This is a genomic window from Hylemonella sp. P2_B10 (assembly GCF_056404875.1).
On record NZ_JBFUDE010000003.1, the window covers coordinates 192,320 to 214,745 of the forward strand.

The window sequence follows — 22,426 nt, forward strand, 5'->3', positions numbered from 1 at the left end:
GACTCAGTACAGCGGCAGGTTCAGGCCCAGCAGCTTGTGGAACATCAGCGCGACGATGACCAGGCCGACGGTGATCTTCACGCTGCGCTTCCAGGTGTGCGAGGTGCCGGCATAGGCCGAGCAGAACACCAGGAAGGCGATGCCCACGATCATGTTGATGAGCTGGGACAGCACGACAAAACCCACCAGGCTGCCCAGCACCAGGGCGACGTTCTTGAACTGGTAGTCGATCGGCACGGCTTTGACGAAGCGCGAGCGCACCACGGTGGCGATGCCGATGAGCAGCAGCATGCCGCTGACCACCAGCGGAAACAGGCCAGGGCCGGCGCGGCTGAATTCACCGATGTTGTAGCTCAGCGAGACGCCACCAAACAGCAGCGCAATGGCCATCAGGAACAGGCCGCGGACGAGGTTGAGGTCATTCATGCGCCGAGTTTGGCGCGGGTTTGTAAAGGCCGTGTTAACACGGCTGAACGTGCGAGACAGTGCTCGCGTGCTGTGACCGGTGGTGTCAGCGCGGCGCGGCCATGCCCAGGCGCAGTTTCAGTGCTGCGTTGTCATCCGCGCAGAAGAAGCGCAGCAATGCGCGCGCTTCGCCCGCCTGGGTCGACGTGCCGGCCACCGCGCCGACGAAGGTGGTGACGATCTCCAACCCGGCCGGCATGCCGCCCAGCAGCGTGATGCCGTGCACACCCATCAGCTCGCTGAGCTGCTGCAAGCCCAGGTCCACCTCGCCGCTGGCCACCAGTTGGCCCACCGGCACGCCCGGCGTGGCCTGCACCAGGCGGCCCTTCAGCGTGTCCGTCAAGCCCCAGCGTTCCACCAGTTTCAGCAGGGCGTTGCCGCTGGGGCCGCTGGAGTAGCCCACGGCGCGGGCGGCGAGCAGGGCCGCGCGCAGCGCGGCCTCGCTGCTGATGTCGGGCTTGGGCGCGCCAGCGCGCACCGCCAGCGCCACCGCCGAGTCGACGATGGCACAGCGTCTGCCCGCATCCAGATGGCCGCCCTCGGCCAACTTGTCCATGGCGTCGCGCGCCAGCACCACGATGTCGAAGGCTTCACCGGCCTGCACGCGCTTGGCCGCGTCCACGCCCCCCACAGACTCAAGCTTCACCTGCACGCCTGTGCGTTGCTCGTAGGCAGCAGCCATTTCGGCCAGCACCTGGCGGGTGGCCATGGACGAAATGCCGGTCAGGGTGGTCATGCAACAAGGCCTTGTCTAGGGAGTTGGCGTGATTCTGGACGCGACCGCCCTGACACACCAGCGGTGACGTCGGCTAACTGCTATGCCTTTGCGGCATGACCACGCGTCACCGGTCTGGCAGCAGTTTTTGGATGCGCTTGGATTCGGCGCGGAATTCCGGCGTCAGCCAGGTTTCGTAATGACCGGCGATGGCTGCGCGCGTGCTGGCCTGGTCCAGCCGGGCATTGAGCTGGGCGATCACCGCCTTGCCCAGTTCGCTGTTGGAGCACGCCACGTAGCTGGTGTTGAAGCGCGGCTGCTCCGTCAGCTCGTAAAAATGCAGTTTGTTGGGGCCGTTCCAGCTGCGGTCGTTCAGGTGCCAGGTGGCCTCGTAGGGGTAGCCCAGCACGCCGTCCACCCGCTCCACCGCGGCCATGCGCATCAGGCTGCGCGCGGCGGCCTGGAAATTGACCTGGTACACCGCTTTGCTGCCGGTGCGCGCTTCCACCAGCTTGTCCACGCCGGCGCCGTAGCGGCGCTGGCCCTCCACGCCGAGCACGAAGTCACCACGCGCCAGCAGCGCTTCCAGCGAGATGCGGCCGCTGGCGTCCACCAGCGGTGTGAACTTGTGCGCGTCACCGGCGCGCACGAACAGCCCGGGCGGGATCATGGCCAGGCTGGGGCGCGAGAACACCATGAACTGCTCGCGTTCGGGTGTCTTCACGGCGCTGGGGATGCAGGCATTGGGGTCGGACTTCAGCATCGCCAGCACGCGCCCCACCGAGGCCACCTTGGTGCTGTGCTTGTAATCGCCCAGTGCCGGCATGAACTGCTTCTGCAGCGCCTGCTGGTGAAAGCCCACTTCCTTGCGGCCGGCCTCCACCACGTAGTGCGGCGGCAGGTCGGGGATGTACCAGGTGATTTCCGGCGGTGCCGCATGGCTGGCGCTGGCACACGTCGCCAGCAAGGCCGCGCAGTGCCGCCGCCAGTCCCGCCAATGCACCAAGTTCGCCAGTTTCTGCCTCCTGCGTGACAGTGTACATGTACGTTGTGGCGGTTTTTCAATGCGGATCGTGGATACTGTAGGCTGCGATGCCCGCCCGGTTGGCTTGTTCGCATTGCCGGCGCCCGCATCACCCATCCTGACCATGTCCAAACACCGTTTGTTGTTGCCAAGCCGCGCTTTTGCGCTGGTGTGTGTCGCCTTGCTGGGGCTGTTGAGCAGCCTGCCCAGCCATGCCGCGCCGCCCACGCGCATTCGCCACAATTTCACCGGCCAGCAAAATGCCGGTGAGCTGGGCTGGGAGGCGATGGTGCTCAACCTGGTGCTGGAAAAATCCCGGGCCAAGTATGGCGACTACGCGCTGGACAAGGTCGAGGGCATCAGCCAGAACCGCGCCTTCAGCGAGCTGTCCACCGGCCACCTGGACGTGGTCAGCAGCATGACCGACCTGAACCGCGAAGCCCAGGCCACGCCCATACGCTATTGCCTGTACAAGGGGCTGCTGGGCATCCGGGTGGGCATGGGTTTGCCCGAACAGGTGGCACGCCATGAGCCCACCGACAGCCTGGAAGCGCTGCGCAAGATAGAGCTGGGTCTGGTGTTCGACTGGCCCGATTTCAGCATCCAGACTGATGCCGGCCTGAAGGTGGTGCGCCTGCCCAATTTTGCCGCTGGCCTGGCGGCCCTGCGCGCCAATGGCCCCAAGCTGCTGCCCATGGGCATCGTGGAAGCGCAGCCCATTGCTCAGGCCAAGGGCCTGGACGTGGTGAAGAGCTGGGCCATTGCCTACCCCACGGCGTACTACTTCTTCGTCAGCCACAAGAATGCGGCGCTCGCCGAACGGCTGAACTACGGCTTTGAGCAGGCCGTCAAGGACAAGAGCTTTGACGCGCTGTTCAACAAGACACTGGGGCCGCTGATCGCCGCTGCGGGCCTGGAGCAGCGCCGCTTGTTCGTCATTCCCAACCCCTACCTGTCCAAGGCCACGCCCTTTGCGCGCAAGGAGCTGTGGCACCCGGTGGTGCTGGAGAAAATCCTGCACTGACGCGTGACTGCGTCACTGTTGCCAGTGAGGACTTTCGCCGCTGCACCCCTAGCGTTATTACCGGTGCGCCGCCTGGCGTTTCGTGCAACACTGCCAGCCGGCATGGAACCCATGAAGGTTGGCATGCCCTCACTTTCGAAGGACATTTGTTCATGAAACGTCGTCAACTTCTCCAGGCCGTGGGTGGTCTGTCCGTTGCCATGCAGCCCTTGCTGCCCGCATTTGCCCAAGGCACCACGCTGAAGATTTCGCACCAGTTCCCCGGTGGCAGCATCAAGGAGGGCGACTTCCGCGACCGCCTGGTGCGCACCTTTGCGCAAGAAGTCGAAAAGCGCACCAAGGGCGCGCTGAAGTTCGAGATCTACCCGAACTCTTCGCTGATGAAGACCAACGCGCAGTTTTCCGCCATGCGCAAGGGCGCGCTGGACATGTCGCTGTTCCCGGTGTCCTACGCCGGTGGCGAGGTGCCCGAGACCAACATCGGCCTGATGCCCGGCCTGGTGGTGTCCTACGAGCAGGCCTACACCTGGAAGAACAAGCCGGTGGGCGCGGAGTTCACGCGCATGCTGGCCGAGAAAGGCATTGTCATCGTCAGCTGGATCTGGCAGGCCGGCGGCGTGGCCTCGCGCGGCAAGCCCATCATCGACCCGGAGGACGCCAAGGGCATGAAGGTGCGCGGCGGCTCGCGCGAGGTGGACATGATCCTGAAGGAAGCTGGCGCCTCGGTCATCAGCCTGCCGTCCAATGAAATCTACGCCGCCATGCAGACCGGCGCCATGGACGCGGCCATGACGTCCTCCACGTCATTCATCTCGTTCAAGCTGGAAGAAGTGGCCAAGTCGCTGACCACCGGTCGTGCCGGCGCCTACTGGTTCATGCTGGAGCCGTTGCTGATGTCCAAGAGCATCTTCGACGCCCTGCCCAAGGACCAGCGCGACGCCATCCTGGCCGTGGGCGCCGACATGGAAAAATTTGCGCTGGAAAACGCCAAGCGTGACGACATCGAGGTGGCCAATGTCTACCAGAAGGCCGGCGCCAAGGTGGTCGACCTGAACGCCGCCGCCATCAAGAAATGGCAGGACCTGGCCCGCCGCACCGCCTGGAAAGACTACGCCGCCAAGAACGAGGGCAGCGCCAAGTTGCTGGCGCTGGCTGAGCAGACGCTGTAATGGGGGTCGCTCCACCGGCGGCGCATGCGCCTGGCCCCAAGCGCCGACCGCGCCTGGCGGCGTTGGCCGCCGCGGACGCGGTGCTGCAATGGGTCAACCTGCAGGTGCTGCGGGTGTCCATGGTGGTGCTGGTTGGCGCGTCCTGCGTGCTGACCTATTCGGTGCTGACACGCTATTTCCTGAAGTCCGCCACTGACTGGCAGGACGAGGTGTCGGTGTTCCTGCTGGTGGGCGCCACCTTCATGTGCACCGGCTACGTGCAATCGCAGCGCGGCCATGTGGGCATTGAGGCACTGGCCTCGGTGTTGCCGGCAGCCGTCAACCGCGTGCGCCTGCTGGTGGTGGATGCGGTGTCCACGCTGTTTTGCGCCTTCTTCAGCTGGAAGTCATGGACGCTGCTGCACGAGGCCGTGAAGGACGGGCAAACCACTTCCAGCGCGCTGGCGCCGCCGCTGTGGATTCCGTATGGGCTGATGATGGTGGGCATGGGGCTGCTGACGCTGCAACTGCTGCTGCAGACGCTGGTGCGGGTGACCGGTGAGGTGGAGGTTGAAGCACCGAATGACGCAGCGCGCAGCGCAGGGGTCTCACCATGAGCCCACTGGCGATAGGCATTGCATATGGTGTTGCCACGTTGCTGGTGATGTTCTCCGGCATGCCCATCGCCTTTGCGTTGGGCACGGTGGCGGTGGGCTTCATGTATTTCTTCATGCCGGCCTCTTCGCTGGACACGGTGACGCAGAACGTCTACGAAGAGATGGCCAGCATCACGCTGCTGTCCATCCCGCTGTTCATCATGAAGGGTGCGGCCATCGGCAAGTCGCGCGCCGGGCAGGACCTGTATGGCGCCATCCACGTCTGGCTGCACAAGGTGCCGGGCGGCCTGGGCATCGCCAACGTGTTCGCCTGCGCATTGTTCGCGGCCATGGCGGGCTCGTCGCCCGCCACCTGTTCAGCCATCGGCTCGGCCGGCATCCCGGAGATGCGCAAGCGCGGTTACTCGCCGGGCTTTGCGGCCGGCATCATTGCCGCCGGCGGCACGCTGGGCATCCTGCTGCCACCGTCCATCACCATGATTTTGTACGCGGTGGCGGCCGAGCAATCGCTGGGCCGGCTGTTTCTGGCCGGCATAGGCCCGGGGCTGATGCTGGTGGTGCTGTTCGCCGGCTACGCGGTGGTGCGCGCGCGCAAGGAATACAAACTGGCCCTCGCCGTGTACGAGCAAGGCGGCGTCAAGTCCGCCTACCTGGACGACGAACACTTCACGCTGCAGCAGAAGGTGGAAATGCTGCCGCGCGTGCTGCCCTTCGTCACGCTGCTGCTGGGCGTGATGGTGGCGCTGTACGGCGGTTACGCCACGCCGTCGGAAACCGCCGGCCTGGGCGGCCTGCTGGCGCTGGGACTGATCGCCGTGGTCTATGGTCTGTGGCGCCCGCGCGATGTGGCGCCCATGCTGGCCTCCACGCTGCGCGAATCCACCATGCTGATGCTGATCATCGGCATGTCGCTGCTGTACAGCTATGTGATGAGCCACCTGCACATCAGCCAGGGCGCGGCGCAATGGATCGTTGGCCTGCAACTGTCACGCTGGGTGCTGCTGGCGGTGTTGCTGGGGCTGGTTATCGTGCTGGGCTTCTTCCTGCCGCCGGTGTCCATCATCCTGATGACCGCGCCCATCATCCTGCCGCCGCTGAAGGCCGCCGGGTTTGATTTGATCTGGTTCGGTGTGGTGATGACCATCGTGATGGAGATGGGGCTGATCCACCCGCCAGTGGGGCTGAACATCTTCGTCATCAAGAACGTCGCGCCGGACATCCCGCTGAAGGACGTGGTCTGGGGCGTGATGCCCTTCGTCGGGCTGATGTTCGTGGCTGTGTTCCTGCTGTGCTTTTTCCCGGGCATCGCCACCGGGCTGCCCAACCTGATCATGGGCACCAAGTAGCCTGAGCGCGCTGTGCGTTGGCGGTTTGCCGACGCCGCCGGTGCGCGTGGCTCCGCGGCTGTCCCCCGGGCCTGCGGCCCTCCTCCTTGATGCCGCTGCGCTACGCGCCCCAGCGACATCGGGGCCGTTGGCGGACCTGACGCTCAAATGCCGAATGCCGTGGCGGCCCGATCCTCACCAATGCCAGTGGTGTTCACATGCGCGCGGCACAATAGGCCCGTGTTGCATATCGCGGGGATTGTGGAGTCATGAAATTGCTTTTGCGCCAGATCGTCACGTTGACCGGTTGCGCCGTGCTGGCCGGCATCGCGCAGGCTGCCGAGGTCAAGCTGCGGCTGCTGGAGACCACCGATGTGCACATGCACCTGCTCAATTACGACTACTACCAGGACAAACCGAGCGAGCAATTTGGCCTGGCCAAGACGGCCACGCTGATCGCCGCGGCCCGGGCCGAGAACCCCAACAGCCTGCTGTTCGACAACGGCGACCTGCTGCAGGGCAGCCCGTTGGGGGATGTGGTGGCCAAGATCAAGCCCTTGGCTGCCGGTCAGGTCCACCCCGCCTACCGGGCGATGAACCAGCTGAAATACGACGCCGCCAACCTGGGCAACCACGACTTCAACTTCGGCCTGGACTTCCTGCGCCAAGCCATGCGCGGCGCGCAGTTTCCCATCGTCAGCGGCAATGTGTACGAGGACGATGGCAGCGGCAAGCCGGGCCGCCATGCCTTCACGCCGTATGTGATCCTGCAGCGCAGCGTGGTGGACACCACCGGCAAGGCGCACACGCTGAAGGTGGGCGTGCTGGGCCTGGTGCCGCCGCAGATCATGCAGTGGGACAAGGCCAACCTGCAGGGCAAGGTGGTGCCCCGGGACATGGTGGCGGTGGCGCGCGAGCTGGTACCGCAGATGCGTGTCCAGGGCGCGCAATTGGTCGTCGTGCTGCCGCACACCGGCCTGGACAAGGTGGACGCCGGCCCCGGTGCCGAGAACGCGGTGGCTGCGCTGGCCCAGGTGCCGGGGGTGGACGCTATTCTGTTCGGCCATGCGCATGCCGAGTTTCCCGGCACCACGTTCGCAAGCTACCCCGGCGTGGATCTGGCGCGCGGCCGCATCCATGGTGTGCCGGCGGTGATGCCCGGCAAGTGGGGCGATCACCTGGGCGTGGTGGACCTGCAATTGCAGGTGGATGCGCAAGGCCAGTGGTGCGTGCTGGACAGCCAGGCCAGCCTGCGCAGCGTCAACCCACGTGGCGGTCCGGTGGTGGCGGCCGATCCGGCTTTGGCGCAAGCCTTTGCGGTTGAGCATGCGGACACGCTGGCCTATGTGCGCCAGCGTATTGCCGACAGTGCCGTGCCGCTGAACAGCTACTTCTCGCAGGTGGCGGACGACGCGTCGATCCAGGTGGTGGCCGATGCGCAGCGCGACTACCTGCGCCGCCAGCTGCGCGGCACACCCTACCAGGACTTGCCGGTGCTGTCGGCCACGGCACCGTTCAAGTCCGGCGGCAGCCAGGGCTGGACGTATTACACCGACATGCCCGCCGGCCCGCTGGCAATCAAGAACGCAGCCGACCTGTACCTGTACCCGAACACGCTCAAAGGCCTGCTGATCACCGGCGCACAACTGCGCGAGTGGTTGGAGATGTCGGCCGGGCGCTTTCGCCGCATCTCCCCACAAGCTCCAGCGGTGCAGGAGTTGCTGGAGCCTGGGTACTTTTCCTTCAATTTCGACATCATTGACGGCGTCAGCTATGCGCTGGACATCACGCAGCCGCCGCGCTACGACGCCAAGGGCACCCTGATGGACACTAAGGCCAGCCGTGTGCGCGAATTGCAGTGGCAAGGCCAGCCGGTGGCGGACAGCCAGCGCTTCGTCATCGCCACCAACAACTACCGTGCCGGTGGCGGCGGCAATTTCCCCGGCGTGGCGCAACTGCCGGTGGTGCTGGACGCCGCCATCGAAAACCGCGAAGTGCTGATGGACTATCTGAAAGCCAGCCAGCCGCTGCGCCTGGTGGCCGATGGCAACTGGCGCGTGCTGCCCGTGCCGGGCGTCAGCCTGCGCTTCCTGTCCGGCAGCGCTGGAGCGCGTCATACCAGCGCGCAGGGGCCGGTGCGCTGGTTGAAAGACAACGGCGACGGCTCGGCCTGGTACGAGCTGGCGCCGTGAATTGACCCTACTGCGGGACGGGAGGGGCTCCCGGCCGTCACACACACGTCCTAAGATGGGCCATCCCCCAGGTCCCACCATGTTTCGCAGTGACAGCCCCAGCCAGACCGCCATGCAGGTGGCGCTGAGCCGTGCCGCCCACCAATTGTTCGACCGGCCCCGGTTGATGGACGATGCGGTGGCCTTGCCGCTGCTGGGGCCGGCCGGTGCGCTGGCGCTGTTGGCAGGTGGCCTGCTGCACAGCACACCGCTGGCGCGCCAGTGGCGTGCCTACCTGGTGGCGCGCAGCCGCATCGCCGAAGACGAGTTGGCGCTGGCGGTGCGGCGCGGTGTGCGCCAGTATGTGGTGCTGGGCGCCGGACTGGACACCTTTGCCTATCGCAACCCGCACCCGGCCGAGCGCCTGCGCGTGTACGAGGTCGATTGGCCCGCCACCCAGCAGCGCAAGCGCCGGCTGCTGGCCGACGCCCGCATAGCGCTGCCAGCGGCATTGCGCTTCGTGCCGGTGGATTTCGAGGCGCTGGGCCTGGCGCAGCAGCTGGTGCGCGCCGGCCTGAAGGCGCATGAGCCGACTTTTTTCTCCTGGTTGGGGGTCAGCATGTACCTGAGCGAGGCGGCGGTGCGGCAGATGCTGGGCTTTGTGGCTGGCATGCCGGCGGGCAGCGCGCTGGTGTTCGACTACCTGGTGCCGCCCAACAGCCTGCCGGTGGCGCAGCGCCTGTCGGCGCAGGCGGTGGGGGCCATGGTGGCGCTGGCCGGTGAGCCGTGGCGCAGCCACTTTGAGCCGGCTGCCATGGCGCACGAACTGCGGGTGTTGGGCTGCCAGACGGTGTTCGACATGGGCTTTGAGGCCATCAACCAGCGCTTCTTTGACGGCCGGCGGGATGGCTTGCAGGTGGGGCCACTCGTGCGGGTGGTTCATCTGCGGGTGTGAACCCCGCCGCGCCTCACATGTTGCGGAACAGCCCCATGAAGGGTTGGCTGACGCTCAGCGTCTCGGGTCGGTTTTTCAGCTTGACGATGCCCTTGCCGGTGTCGTCGCGCGTGATGGAGGCAATGGCCTTCAGATTGACGATGGTGGCGCGGTGGATCTGTTTGAACTGGTTCGGGTCCAGCACATCCAGCAGTTCGCGCAGCGGCTTGCGCAGCAAGGCCTCGCCCTCGGCCGTCATCACCACGGTGTACTTGTTGTCCGACTGGAAGTAGGCGATGTCCTCCACCATGATGAGCCGGGTTTCCCGGCCGGCGCTGGCGGTGATCCAGGCCAGCGGCGCCTGACCCGCGCCGCCTACCGTGGCCGGCAGCGCGGCGCGCAGTTGCGCCACCAGCGCCGCCAATGCGCCGGCGTCCTGCGGCTGGCCGCTGTCGGCACGCACCCTCAGCCGTTGCACGGTGGCCTCCAGCCGCTCGCGCGCCACCGGCTTCAGCAGGTAGTCCACCGCCCCTTTGTCGAAAGCGTCTATCGCGTACTGGTTGAAGGCGGTGACAAACACAATCTGCGTGCGCGGGCTGGCATGCGCCATCGCGTGCGCCACTTCCAGCCCGGTCAGCCCGGGCATGCGTATGTCCAGAAAGGCGACGTCGGGCTGATGCTGGCCCATGGCCTCTAGCGCGCTGCCACCGTCTTCGCACTCGGCGAGGATGGTGAGTTCGGGCCAGACCTCACCCAGCAAGTCCACCAATGATTGGCGCAGCAGTTCTTCGTCTTCGGCGATCACACAACTGGGCATGGTGGGCTCCTCAGGCCGCGTGCACCGGCTGCGCCGGCACGGTGATGGTGGCGGCCACGCCGGCCGGGAAGTTTGCGCCAATGGCAAAGCTGGCGGCGTCGCCATAGGCCAGGCGCAGCCGCTCGCGCACATTGCGCAGGCCTATGCCGGTGCCGGCGCTCTCGGCCGAGAAGCCGCGGCCGTCGTCGGCCACCGTCACCGCCAGGCCTTGTTCGGTGGCGCGCGCCAACACCCAGATGGTGCCGCCGCCCGGTTTGGGCTCCAGCCCGTGCTTGATGGCGTTTTCCACCAGCGTCTGCAACATCATGGCGGGGAAGGCCATGGCCTGCAGCGACGGTGCTATTTCCACCTGGGTGTTCAGGCGTGAGCCCATGCGGATCTTCAAAATGTCCAGGTAGGCCAGCGTGCGCTTGAGCTCATCGCCCAGCGTGGAGGGGGCGTCGCCGGTGCGTGGCAGCGAGTGGCGCAGGTAGGTGATCAGGTTGCCCAGCATCTGGTCGGCGCGCACCGGGTCGTTGCGCGTCAGCACCTGGGCACTGGCCAGCGTGTTGTACAGGAAGTGCGGCTCCACCTGTGCATGCAGCAGGCTCAGCTTGGCCACCGCCAGCTCCTTCTCGGTGCTGGTCTGCACAGCGGCGCTTTGCTCGCTGCGCCGGCGCTCGGCAATGCGGCGGATGATGGCGCGCGTCAGCGCCTCGGCGTTTTCCAGGTTGGTGCCGTCGTCCACCTTGAACCAGTCGCGCCAGGCGCTGCCCTCGGGCTCGCAGATCAGCGTCACGCTGCCGGTGCCGTCGTGCGGCGTCACCGTGGCCAGGATCTGGTTGCGCCAGGCACCCAGCCACGGCGAAGCCGGCTTGGCGCCCGCCTTGGTGCGGTAGGGGTCGAAATGCTTCACCTTGGCGCGTATCTGCAGGCTGTCGCGGGCACTTTCTATCTCTTCGGAGCGCGGCAGCTCGCGCACCGCCGCGTCGACGATGTCGAAGGCCTCGCCGGCCTCGAACGGGATCTCGATCTGGCGGCGCTGGCGGCTGCTCAGCAGGCTGGCGTCCACCCGGCCGGCGATCAGCCGCACCCGGTGCACGTGCGAGATGGCGGTGGTCATCTTCCAGCCAATGACCAACAGGGCGGCGAACACGAAGGGCGCGGTGGGACCGCTGCGGCCACTGTTGGCGGTCAGCCAGATCAGCAGGGACAGGACAAAGGCGCCGGCCCAGGCCAGGCCGATGCGGAAAACGAAGAAACTGCTGGAAATCATGGTGCTGGACCCCATTGTCGTGAAACTGGGGCCAAGGTTAGCAAGCGGGCGCAGGCGCAGCCAGTGACCTGCGACAAAGCCGGCCCGGCGGCGACGGACCCGGCCCTGGGCGGCGTCAACCCCGGCATGATGGTACCGGCCAGGCGTGCCACCGGTCGCCGCAGGCAATAATGGCGATTTTGCAGCCCCCGGTCTGCACATTCAGGAGAGTCTTGCCATGCTGAAAATCCTAGGTCTGGTGGTGGCCGTGGCGCTGGTTGCGGTGCTGGTGCTGGCGACCCGCAAGCCCGACAGCTTTCGCGTGCAGCGCGCCATCACCATCCAGGCGCCGCCGGAGAAGATTTTTGCGCTGATCAACGACTTCCACGCCTGGGCGGCCTGGTCGCCGTGGGAAAAGCTGGACCCGGACATGAAGCGCACCTTCACCGGGGCGGCCAGCGGCCCGGGCAGTGCCTATGCCTGGGAGGGCAATTCCAAGGTCGGCCAGGGCCGCATGGAAATCCGTGAGATGCAGGCGCCGGCGAATATCCGCATCCAGCTGGACTTTCTCAAGCCCTTCGAGGCGCACAACACTGCGGTGTTCACGCTGCAGCCCATGGCCGACGGCACCCATGTCAGCTGGGTGATGGAGGGCCCGGCGCCCTTCATTTCCAAGCTGATGCAGGTGTTCATCAGCATGGACGCGATGGTCGGCAAGGACTTCGAGGCCGGCCTGGCCAACATGAAGGCCGCGGCGGAGAAAAAATAACGCGTGAATTCACGCGGCGCGTGTCGATCACGCGCCGCGCCGGACGGCTCAGCGCGGGAAGGTCACGCCCGGCAGCACGCGCGCGGCCAGTTTGGAGTTGGTCTTCAGCAGCGCGGTCTCGTCGCACATCACCTGGCCGGTCTCGGCCAGCAGCACATCCTTGGCGTCCTTGCGCGCCTTCTCGGCGGCCAGTTCATCGGCCAGGCTGCGCTCGTTGAACTGCAGGCCGTCATCCTGTTGTTGCCGTTTGATGCCGGCGCTGGCAGCCAGTTGCGCCGCCGAAGCGTTGCCAGTGCGCTCTTCGCGCGCCTTGGCGCGGGCTTCCAGGCGGTCGCGTTCCTTGCGGCGCTCGGCCTCGTTGAGCGAGATGACGTTCTTCTTGCGCTGGGTGTGGACTTCGGCAATGTCCTCCAGCAGCAGCTTGTACTCCTTGTCCTGGGCCACGCGCGAGTCGTGACGCGCCTGCAGCATGGGCAACAGGTCGGTCAGGTCGCCAATGGGGCTGTAGTCGGCCGCCTTGACCTGCGTCCAGGGCAGGGCGTTGTCGTAGCTGGATTCGCCGAAGCGCTCGGCATCCAGCGCGCTGGGCAGCGCGATGTCGGGCGTGACGCCGCGCAATTGCGTGGCGCCGCCATTGATGCGGAAGAACTGTGCAATGGTCATCTTCAGCTCGCCCAGCTTGGGCTTGTTGGGCGCCGGCAGGTTGGCCGCGTCGGCCAGGTCCACAATGGTCTGCACCGTGCCTTTGCCGAAGCTGGGTTCACCGATCACCAGGCCGCGGCCGTAGTCCTGGATCGCGGCGGCGAAGATCTCGGAAGCCGAGGCCGAGGCGCGGTTGATCAGCACGCTCATCGGGCCGTTCCAGGCGGCCGGATTTCCGGTGCCGGAGATGCCCTGCACGCTGATCTGGCCGCGCGAATTGCGCTGCTGCACCACCGGGCCCTTGTCCACGAACAGGCCGGTCAGGTTGACGGCTTCGTTCAGCGAGCCGCCGCCGTTGTTGCGCAGGTCCAGCACCACCGCATCCACCTTGTCGGTGGTGCGCAGCTCGGTCAGCAGGCGCGAAACGTCGCGCGAGGCGCTCTTGTAGTCGCGCTCGCCGTTGCGCCGGCCATTGAAGTCTTCGTAGAACGAGGGCAGCGTGACCACGCCGATGCGGCACATGGCGTTGGGGTTGCCGGCGCTGGCCTGCTTGACCTCCAGCACCGTCTTCTTGGCCGCCTGGGTGTCCAGGCTGATCTTCTGGCGTGTCAGCACCACCAGCTTGTGTTTGCCGTCGGGGCTGGCATCGGCCGGCAGGATGTCCAGCGTCACCTTGGAGCCCTTGGCGCCGCGTATCAGGTTGACGGCGTCGTCAATGCGCCAGCCCACCACGTCGGTCATGACGCCCTTGTCGCCCTGGCTCACACCCAGGATGCGGTCGCCCACCTTCAACTGCTCGGACAGCATCGCCGGGCCGCCGGCCATCAGTTCGCGGATGGTGATGTACTCGTCGCGCTCCTGCAGCACCGCGCCTATGCCTTCCAGCGACAGCCGCATGTTGATGTCGAAGTTTTCCGAAGCGCGCGGGCCCAGGTAATTGGTGTGCGGCTCCACCGCCGAGGCGTAGGCGTCCAGGAAGGTCTGGAAGGCGTCCTCGCTCTTGAGCTTTTGCAGGCCCGTCAGGTAATTGGCATAGCGCTTGTCCAGCGTGGTGCGTATGGACTTGGCGTCCTGCCCGGCCAGCTTCAGCCGCAGCCAGTCGTTCTTCACGCGGCGGCGCCACTGGTCCTGCAGTTCCTGGTCAGAGGGGGCCCAACTGGCCTTCTCGCGGTTGAAGGCATAGCTTTCGTTCAGCGTGAAGTCGGGCTCGGTCTTCAGCAACTCGCGCGCGTAGCCCAGGCGCTGCGCCACGCGCTGCTGGTACAGGTTGAAGAGGGCAAACGGCTGGCTCAGGTCACCACCCAGGATGGCGTCGTCCAGCTTGGTGCGCAGGCCGGCATACCGGTCCAGATCGAGCTGGGTGAAGAACAGCTTTTCGCCGTCCAGCGCCTTCAGGTAGGCGTTGAAGATTTTTTCCGACATGGCGTCGTCCAGCGGTACGCCCTTGTAGTGGTAGCGCGTCAGGAAGTACGCCGACATGCTGGCGGCCGTGGCCTGCTGCGGCAGGGGGCTCAGTGCGGTGCTTTTGGCCGTGCTGGCCACAGTGTCGGCCGCCAGCGCGTAGCCGGCCGCAGCCATGGCAACGACAGACCAGGCCAGTTGATGCTTCAGTTTCAAGGCAGGTTTCTCGCTCACAGTCATGGGCGGCCGGGATGGCCGCGCCCAGTCGGGTCCGTGGCGGCCCGGCAAGGGGATTCGATGGCAATTTAGCCGCCGGGTTCCCCAAAAACAGGCCGCGTTGAACCATTATCCGGGTAAATGCCGGGTGAAGTTGGCGGGATTGTGACGGTGCGCAGGCCGCCGCATGGAGGGCGGCGCGTTACGGCAACGCGGAATCCGGTGGCCGCGAGTCCATGGGCAGGGAGTCGGAAAACTGAAAATTGTTGCGCCCCGCCTCTTTGGCGCGGTACATGGCGTCATCGGCATTGCGCAGCAGATCGGTCAGCTCTTCACCGTCTTGCGGGTAGCTGCTGATGCCCATGCTGGCGGTCATCAGCAACTGGTGGCCACCCAGCTGGTGCATAGGCTGCAGGGTTTTCTGCAGCTTTTGCGCGATGTGGGTGACCTCATGGTGGGTGTCGCCGTCCTCCACCAGGATGACGAATTCGTCGCCGCCCAGCCGCGCCACCAGATCACCTTCGCGCACGCACACGCGTATGCGCATGGCCACCGCTTGCAGCAGCAGGTCGCCGACGGTGTGGCCGTGGCGGTCGTTGACCTCCTTGAAATGGTCCAGGTCAATGAACAGCAGCGACAGCCGGCCGCTGCGGCGCTCGACGCGGCTGAGCGAGCGGCTCAAGGCGTCCATGAACATGGCCCGGTTGGGCAGGCCGGTCAGTTCGTCGTGGAAGGCGCGGTGGTGCAGCGCCTCCTGCGCCAGTTTGCGCTCGTGGATGTTGTTGATGGCGGTCACCAGGCAGGGCTGGCCGGCGTACAGCGTGCGCTGGGAGGAGATCAGCACCCAGAAGACCGTGCCCTGGGTGTCGCGCAGGCGCACTTCCCAGTCGCGCACGCTGCCGTGTTCCCGCAGCGCCTGCATCACCTGTTCCCGGTCCTGCTCGCGCTCATAGAAGGCATGGGGTTTTAGGCCGGCCCAGCCGTCCTCGGGCACCTTGAACTGCTGGCAGGCGCGCTGGTTGGCATAGACCACCGATTCGTCGGTCAGGCGCACGATGATGATGGGCAGCGGCGCGAACTGCAAAAGCTTGCGCAATTGGTCGCGGCTGTCCACCAGCGCAGCCTGGAAATTTTCGTTCTGGCGCACCAGCCGGCGCGACAGCAGGTAGGCCACGGCCAGCAGCACCATGCCCACCACCAGCAGGGCGAGCTGCAAGGCCTGCGCGGTCTTGCGCGAGATATCGCCCAGCGTGAAGGAGAAGGCGTCCTCCAACGGCGTCAACTGCTGGTTGATGCCTTGCAACTGCAGCAGGTAGGCGCGGGTGGCGGCAGGGTCCATGCTGCCGCTGCGCACGGCGGTGTGGATTTGTTCGCCCAGCGCCATCAGCCGCTCCATGTGGCCGTCGGCCTCGCGCCAGATGGCCAGTGCCTTGTCGATTTCTGCCAGGCCGCGGAAGTTGTGGAACAGGCTGATCATGCCGGCCACGTCGTCCGGGTGGTTGCGCCCGCGCAGGAAGCCGCTGCCGGCCTGACCGGCGTCGGATTGCGGCTTTTCCATCTCCAGCCGGGCCTGTCGGTCGCCCAGGGACACCGCCAGCGCCGCCTGGTAGGCCTGGTAGTCGCGTGGGTCACGGTCCGTCGCGTAGCGCGACAGCGCCAGCACCGCTTCCTTTTGCGCCTTCGACCACAGGCCCTCGCCGCCCACGTAGGCCCGCGTGGCCGACATCAGGCCAATGCTGTAGTAGGTCAGCGCCAGCATGCACACCACCACGGCCATGAAGATCCAGACGATGGCGATCAGCCGGCGGCTGAAGCCACCCTGGACAAGGCGCTGGGGAAGGGGCTCGGCGGGAGGGTCTGAATTCATCGCTTGCGCGCCAGTGTTAGTCCGTCGCCCAACGGCAGCAGGCTGATGTCCACGCGTGGGTCGTGGTGCAGCTTGCGGTTCAAGGCCTGCAGGGCCAGCGTGTCGGGGTCGCTGGCGGGGCGCGCCACGTTGCCGCCCCACAGCACGTTGTCGATGGCCATCAGCCCGCCGGGGCGCAGCAGACTCAGGCAGCGTTCGAAATAGTCGTCATAGCCGGTCTTGTCGGCGTCGATGAAGGCGAAGTCATACTGGCCGGCCTCGCCGGCAGCCAGCTTGGCGTCCAGTGTGTCGGCCGCCTGGGCGATGTGCAGGTCGATTTTGTGCGCCACGCCGGCCGCCTCCCAATAGGGCTGACCAATGCTGGGGTAGTCGTCATTGATGTCGCAGGCCAGGATGCGGCCGTCCGGCGGCAGGGCCAGCGCCACCGACAGCGCGCTGTAGCCGGTGAACACGCCCACTTCGATGGTCTGGCGCGCGCCCATCAGCTGTACCAGCAGCGCCATGAACTGGCCTTGCTCGGGCCCGATCTGCATGCCGGCGCGTGGGTGGTTGCGCGTGGCGGCACGCAGGCCGGCCTGGGCCGGGTGCTCGCGCAGCGAATGGTCGAGCAGGTACTGGTACAGGCCATCGTCCAGGTTGAGGCTGCGGTTCGTCATCGGGGTCTCCTGGTCATGCGCCCGGCGCGGTGCGCCGGCCTATTCCTGGTTGCCTTTGGGATAGTAGCTGTTGTACTTGGCCACGGCGGCATCGTGGACGGCCTTGTCGCCGCTTTTTTGCGTGCAGCTGACCCGCAGACGCAACTGGTATTCAGCCGGCACCTTGCTGGCGCCCTCATCGGCCTGGATGTCGCGGGCGGTCTCCTGCATCACGCGCGGGCAGTCGTCGCTCATGTAATAGGAAAACAGCAGCGAGCGGCGGATGTCGAATTCGGTGCCGCCGTTCCTGAAATAGCGGTTGGCCCAGGTGATGGTCTGCGCATATTCCTTGCGGGCGAAGTGGCTGCGCGCCAGGAAGTCGCTGAATTTCAGTTCCTCGTCGGGCGGGGCGCGGCCGGTTTCCAGCACCGCGGCCATGCTCTGCAGGATCTGCGCCATGTCGTCATTGACCTGCGACAGGATGCCCAGGCGGGTGCGTTCCACGATGTAGGCCTGGTAGGGCGTCTTGCCGGACAATGGGTCCGTGTCACGCAGCCGGGCCAGCGCTTCCGGGTACTTCTTGGCCTTCAGCAAGTCCTGCGCGGCCAGCACGGCCTGCCTCACGCGCTCGGCGGTGTCGGCGTTGGGGGCCGGCTGGCTCCAGGCGGGCAGGCAGCAAGCCAGGGTGAGCAGGGCCGTCAGCAGGGCTGGGCGGACGCGTTCAGGAAGGGTCATGGCAGTCAGTGGGTCGGGCGAGAAGGCGACGCCGCGATGGCGCGTGCGTCTGCAATGCATGCTAGCAGGCTTGTGCAAACAGCAGGTAAGCGGCTGCAGCCGCATCTGGGAGGAAGCCTGCTCGCGACCCCCGGTCCCAAGGTCGGCAAGTTCTTGGCAACCCCGTTGCCGCACTGCCTGCTACTTCACTTCCTGGGATAGTAGCTGGTGTGCTTTGCAACGGCCATGTTGTAGGTGGCCTGGTCGTTGAGCTTTTGGGCGCTGCTGGCCAGCAGTTTCAGCTGGTACTCTGCCGGCGTGCGGTTGGCTTTCTCGTCGGCCTGGATGTCGCCATTGACCTCCTGCACCACGCGGGCGTAGTCATTGCTCAGGTAGTGCGCGTACAACAGCGAGCGGCGCATGTCGGCGTCGTTGCCGCCGGCCCTGAAGTAACGCGTGATCCAGGTGATGGCCTTGGCATAGTCCTTCTGGTTGAAATAGTGGCGCGAGAGCAGGTCCGCGAATTTCAATTCGTCGTCGGGCGGAGTCTGGCCGGTGGCCAGCACGGCCTCCAGCGATTGGATGAGCAGCGCGTTGTCGCTGGTTTGTGAGGCGGCGGCCACCCGGGTACGCTCCAGCAGGTAGGTGTCACTGGCGGTCTTGCCAGGCAGTGCATCCACCTCCCGCAGCTTGGCCAGCGCCTGCGGGTATTTTTGCGCCTTCAGCAACTCCTGCGCGGCCTGTACACCCAGTTTCACACGGTCGCTGTTGCTGAGTGCTGGCGCGGCTGTGGCGGGCTTGCCATCGCGCGCCTTCTGATCGCGTACCAACTCGTCGGCATTCTTGGGGCCAAGAGGCTGGTCGGTGGTGTAGTTGGCGCCGTTCAAGGTGCCAGCGCCCTGGAATTGGCACCAGGCTGTGGCGGGCAGACCCAGGGTCAGGACTGCCGCCAGCATGGACGGCCAGAGAACGGGTGAACGCACGGTCATTGTCGATCTCCTGCGGGTTACCAACTGTTGCGCAATTCGCGCAGCCGGGTGAACACCGCCTGCCCATCAGGCTGTGCCGGCAGATCGGGGAAGCTTTCGCGCAGCCGGTTGATCAGGCTCGCGCTGTCGAGGCGGAAAAAGCTGTTGTGCCGCTTTTCATCCGCCAGCGTGGTCACCACCGCCTGGGCCGGGTCCTGGCCCTCGGCCTGCGCCAGCAGATCCCGGGCAGCCTGGTTGTCGGGCTCGCGCGACAGCGTGAACTTCAGGTTGTTCTCCAGGTACTCATGGCCCGGAAACACGCGCGTGTTGCCGGGCAGCCCGGCCAGCAGCCGGGTGAAGGTGTCATACAGCTTGTGCACGTCGCCGCCGTTGTGCACATTGCCGGCACCGGCGTTGAACAAGGTGTCGCCGGAGAACAGCGCCGGCTGCTCGGTGTGCGCCATCAGGCAGATGTGGCACAGCGTGTGGCCGGGCGTGTCCAGACACTCCAGCTCCACCGTCTTGCCGACCTTGATGACGTCGCCCGCGCCCACGCCCCGGTCCACGTTGGCGATGCGAGCGCCAGCATTGTGGTGGGCGATCAGCTTGGCGCCGGTGGCGGCCACCACGGCTTCGTTGCCGCCGGTGTGGTCGTGGTGCTCGTGGGTGTTCAGGATCTGCGTGATCTGCCAGCCCCGGGCCTTGGCCGTGGCCAGGCATTTCTGGTGGTCCAGCGGGTCGATGGCCAGCGCCTCGCCGGTTTCGGGGCAGGCCACCAGGTAGTTGAAGTTGCGGTAGGCGTTGGCGGTCCAGATGCGTTCGACGAGCATGGCGGTGTTGCTTCCTTGGAGGTGGCGTTTCATTGTAGGAAGAATGCGGGTATGCTGCCTGCCGTGTCCACTTCCGGCCCTGCGCCCGCTCCTGCTTCCGTGCCCGCTGCTGCCAGGACGCTGCTCATCGTCTACCACACGCAGACTGGCGGCAGCGCGCAAATGGCGCGGGCCGCCGCCAGGGGCGCAGCGGATGTGCCGGGCTTGCGGGTGCGCCTGCTGCCCGCGCACGAAGCCGGGCCTGAAGACGTGCTGGCCGCGCAGGGCTACCTGTTCGTCACGCCGGAAAACCTGGCGTCCATGGCCGGGGTGATGAAGGACTTCTTCGACCGCAGCTACTACCCGGTGCTGGAGCGCGTCAACGGCCGGCCCTACGCGCTGATGGTGTGCGCCGGCAGCGACGGCAGCAACGCCGCGCGCCAGCTGGAGCGCATCGCCACCGGCTGGCGGCTGAATCAGGTGGCGCCGGCACTGATCGTCTGCACCCATGCGCAGACGCCCGAGGCCATCCTGGCGCCCAAGACGATTTCGGCGGATCGGTTGCAAGCCTGCGAAGAACTGGGGCAGGCATTGGCCCACGGCCTGGCTATGGGGATTTTTTGAGCAGCGCGAGTTTGTCCTGCTGCATGCTGTTGTAGAGGTTCACTGCTTTCAGCGCCAACTGGCTGCGCAGTTTTTCCTGGCTCAGCTGTGACGCCGTCGCCGCGTAGTCAGTATCGCCCAGCCGCCCGGCGCTGGCGGCGGTCTGGAAGGCGCTGTCCTGGGCCACGTCGGCAGCGGCCTGAAAACCGCCCTCGATGCCGCCCAGCCTGGCCTGGGCCGTGCCAATCTGGGCCAGCGCGGCGTCAATGGCGCTGATGGCCTGGCTGGCATTGCCGCTGTTGCCGACATCCAGGCCGCCCAGGCCCAAGCCTGTGCTGCTGGCATCCGGCAAGTTCAGCGATTGCGTCTGACCGGCATTGGCGCCGGTCTGGGCGGTGGCTGGCAAGCGGCCGTCCAGCAGCGGTTGGCCGTTGAACAGGCTGGCGGTCACCGTCTGGTCGATGCCACCGCTGAGCTGGGCGATCTGGGTCTGCAGGTCTTTCAGGTCGCTGGAGCCGTAAACGCCGCCGTTGGCCGCCTGCACCGCCAGCGCGCGCATGCGCTGCAGCGAGTCGGTGATCTGGTCCAAGGCGCCGCCGGCCGTGTCGGCCAGCGCCAGCACGTCCATGGCATTGCGGCTGGCCTGCTGCTGGCCTTGCGCCTGGCTGTTCAGCGCTGTCAGGATGGCCTGGCCGGCGGCATCGTCGGCGGCGGAGGTGATGCGCCGCCCCGAGCCCAGGCGTTGCAGCGCCGTTTGCAGGCCACCGCTGTTGGCGGCGCTGTTGACCAGGGTGGAGCTCAGGGGGCTGATCACGGTGCGAGGCTGTTGCGCAAGTGTTTCTGCGTTGGTGAAATGCTAAGCTGAAAAGGCATTTTTTTCAAATCCAGCCACGTTGGCTTGACCCGACCCGGCTGCGCGCCCATACTGCGCCAGCGGTTCCTGCCGCAGGAGGTAAAGCCATGAAACCCATGCACGCACTGTGGTGCGTCACCGGCCTGTTGGCCGGTTGCGCCGCCAACCCACCGGCCGCGCCGACGGCGGTGGCGCAATTGACGCCCACCAAAGGCAACACGGCCCAGGGCACGGTGCGCTTCGTGCGCAGCGGTGACCTAGTGCGGGTCAGCGGTGAGATCAAGGGCCTGAAGCCCGATGCCGAACACGGTTTTCACATCCACGAGAAGGGCGACTGCTCCAGCGGCGACGGCATGAGCGCGGGCGGCCACTTCAACCCCGGCGCCAAGGCCCACGGCGCGCACGATGCCGCCGAGCACCATGCAGGCGACCTGCCCAGCCTGAAGGCCGATGCCACGGGCAGCATCAAGCTGGATTTCACATCCCGCACGCTGGGGGTGGGCAGTGGCGACAGCGACGTGGTGGGCCGGGGCCTGATCGTGCACCGCGATGCGGATGACTTCAAGACCCAACCCACCGGCAACGCCGGGCCGCGCATCGCCTGCGCGGTGATTGTGCGCACGGGTTGACACGGGTTGCGCTGGGCCGGGAGGCGCCAGGCGCGCTGGCCCGTGCGCCTGTGCTGATGCGGGGATGCCGGGCTGGGCCGCTTGCTGGCACACTACGCATACAGCAACGCCTACCGCACCGCGCCCTCCTGCCGCCATGACCGACACCGACGACAGCCACCCTTCCGCCCAGAGCAATCCCGAACCCGTACAGCAGTTGCCGTTGAAAGCCATGCGCCTGCGCGCCGGGATGGCCTTGCAGACCAAGCGGCTGGTGGCCGGGTCGACCAAACGCGAAGGGCTGTTCCTGGCGGCGATGGAGGGCAAGGGCGTGATGGTCGGCCCGCAGGGGCCGGACGGTGAGCAGACCGGACTGGTGGAGGGCGAAATCTGCGTCGTGCGCGGCTTCACCGGGCAATACGAGTTTTCCTTTCTCAGCAAGGTGTTGCAGACCTTCGAGAAGCCGTTTCCCTACGCGCTGCTGGCCTACCCCAGGCATGTGGATGCGCGGCTGGTGCGCCGCTCCATGCGCACCAAGGCGTCCTGGCCCATGCAGGTGTGGCGGCCCGAGGCGCCGCAGCAGCGCCATGAGGCCCGGCTGCTGGACATCAGCGCCACCGGCGCCATGATGCAGTTGCCGGTGAGCCTGGCCATCGTCGGCCAGACGGTGCAGCTGGCCCTGTCAGCCGAACTGGAGGGCGACACCCAGCAACTGCAGGTGAATGCCGTGGTGTGCCACGCCAGCACGGCCCCCGACGGCGGCTACCACTTCGGCGTCGCTTTCACCGAGTTGACCGCCCAGGACAAGTTGGTGCTGCATGTGATGACGCAGCAGCCGGCCGCCAAGCCCGAGTGACAGTGCGCAAG

22 protein-coding genes are annotated in these 22,426 nt (G+C 66.3%); 10 read left to right on the plus strand and 12 right to left on the minus strand.

Going from position 1 to position 22,426, the window contains the following annotated elements; translation table 11 throughout:
- Positions 1-3: 3 nt before the first annotated feature.
- The 3 genes from AC1DX2_RS13395 to AC1DX2_RS13405 all read right to left on the minus strand — a co-directional run bounded on the left by AC1DX2_RS13395 (position 4) and on the right by AC1DX2_RS13405 (position 2,147).
- A complete protein-coding gene (locus AC1DX2_RS13395) occupies positions 4-426 on the minus strand; it encodes a tripartite tricarboxylate transporter TctB family protein (protein ID WP_477196856.1) in 423 nt (140 codons plus the stop codon).
- 85 nt (positions 427-511) lie between these two features.
- Entirely contained in the window at positions 512-1,201 is a 690-nt protein-coding gene (locus tag AC1DX2_RS13400; RefSeq protein ID WP_477196857.1) for a substrate-binding domain-containing protein, read from the minus strand.
- A gap of 106 nt (positions 1,202-1,307) precedes the next feature.
- A complete protein-coding gene (locus AC1DX2_RS13405) occupies positions 1,308-2,147 on the minus strand; it encodes a TIGR02285 family protein (RefSeq protein WP_477196858.1) in 840 nt (279 codons plus the stop codon).
- Between the two features lie 181 nt (positions 2,148-2,328).
- Between AC1DX2_RS13405 and AC1DX2_RS13410 the strand changes: the two genes are divergently transcribed.
- From AC1DX2_RS13410 to AC1DX2_RS13435, 6 genes are all read left to right on the plus strand, one after another.
- Complete coding sequence (locus tag AC1DX2_RS13410) at positions 2,329-3,228, plus strand: hypothetical protein (protein ID WP_477196859.1); 900 nt, start codon at positions 2,329-2,331, stop codon at positions 3,226-3,228.
- 152 nt (positions 3,229-3,380) lie between these two features.
- Positions 3,381-4,397 (plus strand): TRAP transporter substrate-binding protein, encoded by a 1,017-nt coding sequence (locus AC1DX2_RS13415; protein ID WP_477196860.1) that lies wholly within the window; start codon positions 3,381-3,383, stop codon positions 4,395-4,397.
- The gene (locus tag AC1DX2_RS13420) at positions 4,397-4,993 is read left to right on the plus strand and encodes a TRAP transporter small permease (RefSeq protein WP_477196861.1); all 597 of its coding nucleotides are present in this window, start codon (positions 4,397-4,399) and stop codon (positions 4,991-4,993) included. The genes AC1DX2_RS13415 and AC1DX2_RS13420 overlap by 1 nt, the downstream gene beginning before the upstream one ends.
- Positions 4,990-6,339 (plus strand): TRAP transporter large permease, encoded by a 1,350-nt coding sequence (locus tag AC1DX2_RS13425; protein WP_477196862.1) that lies wholly within the window; start codon positions 4,990-4,992, stop codon positions 6,337-6,339. Before AC1DX2_RS13420 ends, AC1DX2_RS13425 begins: the two co-directional genes overlap by 4 nt.
- Positions 6,340-6,587: 248 nt before the next feature.
- Positions 6,588-8,510 carry a bifunctional 2',3'-cyclic-nucleotide 2'-phosphodiesterase/3'-nucleotidase gene (locus AC1DX2_RS13430; protein WP_477196863.1) on the plus strand — a complete coding sequence of 641 codons (1,923 nt, stop codon included), beginning with the start codon at positions 6,588-6,590 and terminating at the stop codon, positions 8,508-8,510.
- Positions 8,511-8,589: 79 nt separating this feature from the next.
- Positions 8,590-9,444 (plus strand): class I SAM-dependent methyltransferase, encoded by an 855-nt coding sequence (locus tag AC1DX2_RS13435; RefSeq protein ID WP_477196864.1) that lies wholly within the window; start codon positions 8,590-8,592, stop codon positions 9,442-9,444.
- 13 nt (positions 9,445-9,457) lie between these two features.
- Here the strand turns inward: AC1DX2_RS13435 and AC1DX2_RS13440 are convergent, their stop codons facing one another.
- Complete coding sequence (locus tag AC1DX2_RS13440) at positions 9,458-10,240, minus strand: LytR/AlgR family response regulator transcription factor (RefSeq protein WP_477196865.1); 783 nt, start codon at positions 10,238-10,240, stop codon at positions 9,458-9,460.
- A gap of 10 nt (positions 10,241-10,250) precedes the next feature.
- A complete protein-coding gene (locus AC1DX2_RS13445) occupies positions 10,251-11,495 on the minus strand; it encodes a sensor histidine kinase (protein WP_477196866.1) in 1,245 nt (414 codons plus the stop codon).
- Positions 11,496-11,712: 217 nt separating this feature from the next.
- On the opposite strand from AC1DX2_RS13445, the gene AC1DX2_RS13450 reads away from it, so the two are divergent.
- The gene (locus tag AC1DX2_RS13450) at positions 11,713-12,243 is read left to right on the plus strand and encodes an SRPBCC family protein (protein WP_477196867.1); all 531 of its coding nucleotides are present in this window, start codon (positions 11,713-11,715) and stop codon (positions 12,241-12,243) included.
- Positions 12,244-12,291: 48 nt separating this feature from the next.
- Here AC1DX2_RS13450 and AC1DX2_RS13455 read toward each other — a convergent pair whose 3' ends face one another.
- The 6 genes from AC1DX2_RS13455 to AC1DX2_RS13480 all read right to left on the minus strand — a co-directional run bounded on the left by AC1DX2_RS13455 (position 12,292) and on the right by AC1DX2_RS13480 (position 19,516).
- Positions 12,292-14,502 (minus strand): carboxy terminal-processing peptidase, encoded by a 2,211-nt coding sequence (locus tag AC1DX2_RS13455; protein WP_477196868.1) that lies wholly within the window; start codon positions 14,500-14,502, stop codon positions 12,292-12,294.
- 202 nt (positions 14,503-14,704) lie between these two features.
- A complete protein-coding gene (locus AC1DX2_RS13460) occupies positions 14,705-16,369 on the minus strand; it encodes a diguanylate cyclase domain-containing protein (protein ID WP_477196869.1) in 1,665 nt (554 codons plus the stop codon).
- Positions 16,366-17,025, minus strand: coding sequence for a class I SAM-dependent methyltransferase (locus AC1DX2_RS13465; RefSeq protein WP_477196870.1), 660 nt, complete (start codon positions 17,023-17,025; stop codon positions 16,366-16,368). Before AC1DX2_RS13465 ends, AC1DX2_RS13460 begins: the two co-directional genes overlap by 4 nt.
- 39 nt (positions 17,026-17,064) lie before the next feature.
- Positions 17,065-17,739 carry a hypothetical protein gene (locus AC1DX2_RS13470; protein WP_477196871.1) on the minus strand — a complete coding sequence of 225 codons (675 nt, stop codon included), beginning with the start codon at positions 17,737-17,739 and terminating at the stop codon, positions 17,065-17,067.
- Between the two features lie 185 nt (positions 17,740-17,924).
- A complete protein-coding gene (locus AC1DX2_RS13475; protein ID WP_477196872.1) occupies positions 17,925-18,707 on the minus strand; it encodes a hypothetical protein in 783 nt (260 codons plus the stop codon).
- Positions 18,708-18,724: 17 nt separating this feature from the next.
- Positions 18,725-19,516, minus strand: a complete 792-nt coding sequence (locus AC1DX2_RS13480; protein ID WP_477196873.1) for a hydroxyacylglutathione hydrolase — start codon at positions 19,514-19,516, stop codon at positions 18,725-18,727.
- A 162-nt stretch (positions 19,517-19,678) separates the two neighbouring features.
- Between AC1DX2_RS13480 and AC1DX2_RS13485 the strand changes: the two genes are divergently transcribed.
- Complete coding sequence (locus AC1DX2_RS13485; RefSeq protein ID WP_477197681.1) at positions 19,679-20,119, plus strand: flavodoxin family protein; 441 nt, start codon at positions 19,679-19,681, stop codon at positions 20,117-20,119.
- Here AC1DX2_RS13485 and AC1DX2_RS13490 read toward each other — a convergent pair.
- Positions 20,103-20,912 carry a flagellin N-terminal helical domain-containing protein gene (locus AC1DX2_RS13490; protein ID WP_477196874.1) on the minus strand — a complete coding sequence of 270 codons (810 nt, stop codon included), beginning with the start codon at positions 20,910-20,912 and terminating at the stop codon, positions 20,103-20,105. The genes AC1DX2_RS13485 and AC1DX2_RS13490 overlap by 17 nt on opposite strands.
- Before the next feature lie 146 nt (positions 20,913-21,058).
- On the opposite strand from AC1DX2_RS13490, the gene AC1DX2_RS13495 reads away from it, so the two are divergent.
- Together AC1DX2_RS13495 and AC1DX2_RS13500 are read left to right on the plus strand one after the other, a co-directional pair.
- Positions 21,059-21,580 (plus strand): superoxide dismutase family protein, encoded by a 522-nt coding sequence (locus AC1DX2_RS13495; protein WP_477196875.1) that lies wholly within the window; start codon positions 21,059-21,061, stop codon positions 21,578-21,580.
- A gap of 136 nt (positions 21,581-21,716) precedes the next feature.
- Complete coding sequence (locus AC1DX2_RS13500) at positions 21,717-22,415, plus strand: flagellar brake protein (protein ID WP_477196876.1); 699 nt, start codon at positions 21,717-21,719, stop codon at positions 22,413-22,415.
- The last annotated feature ends 11 nt before the right edge of the window (positions 22,416-22,426 follow it).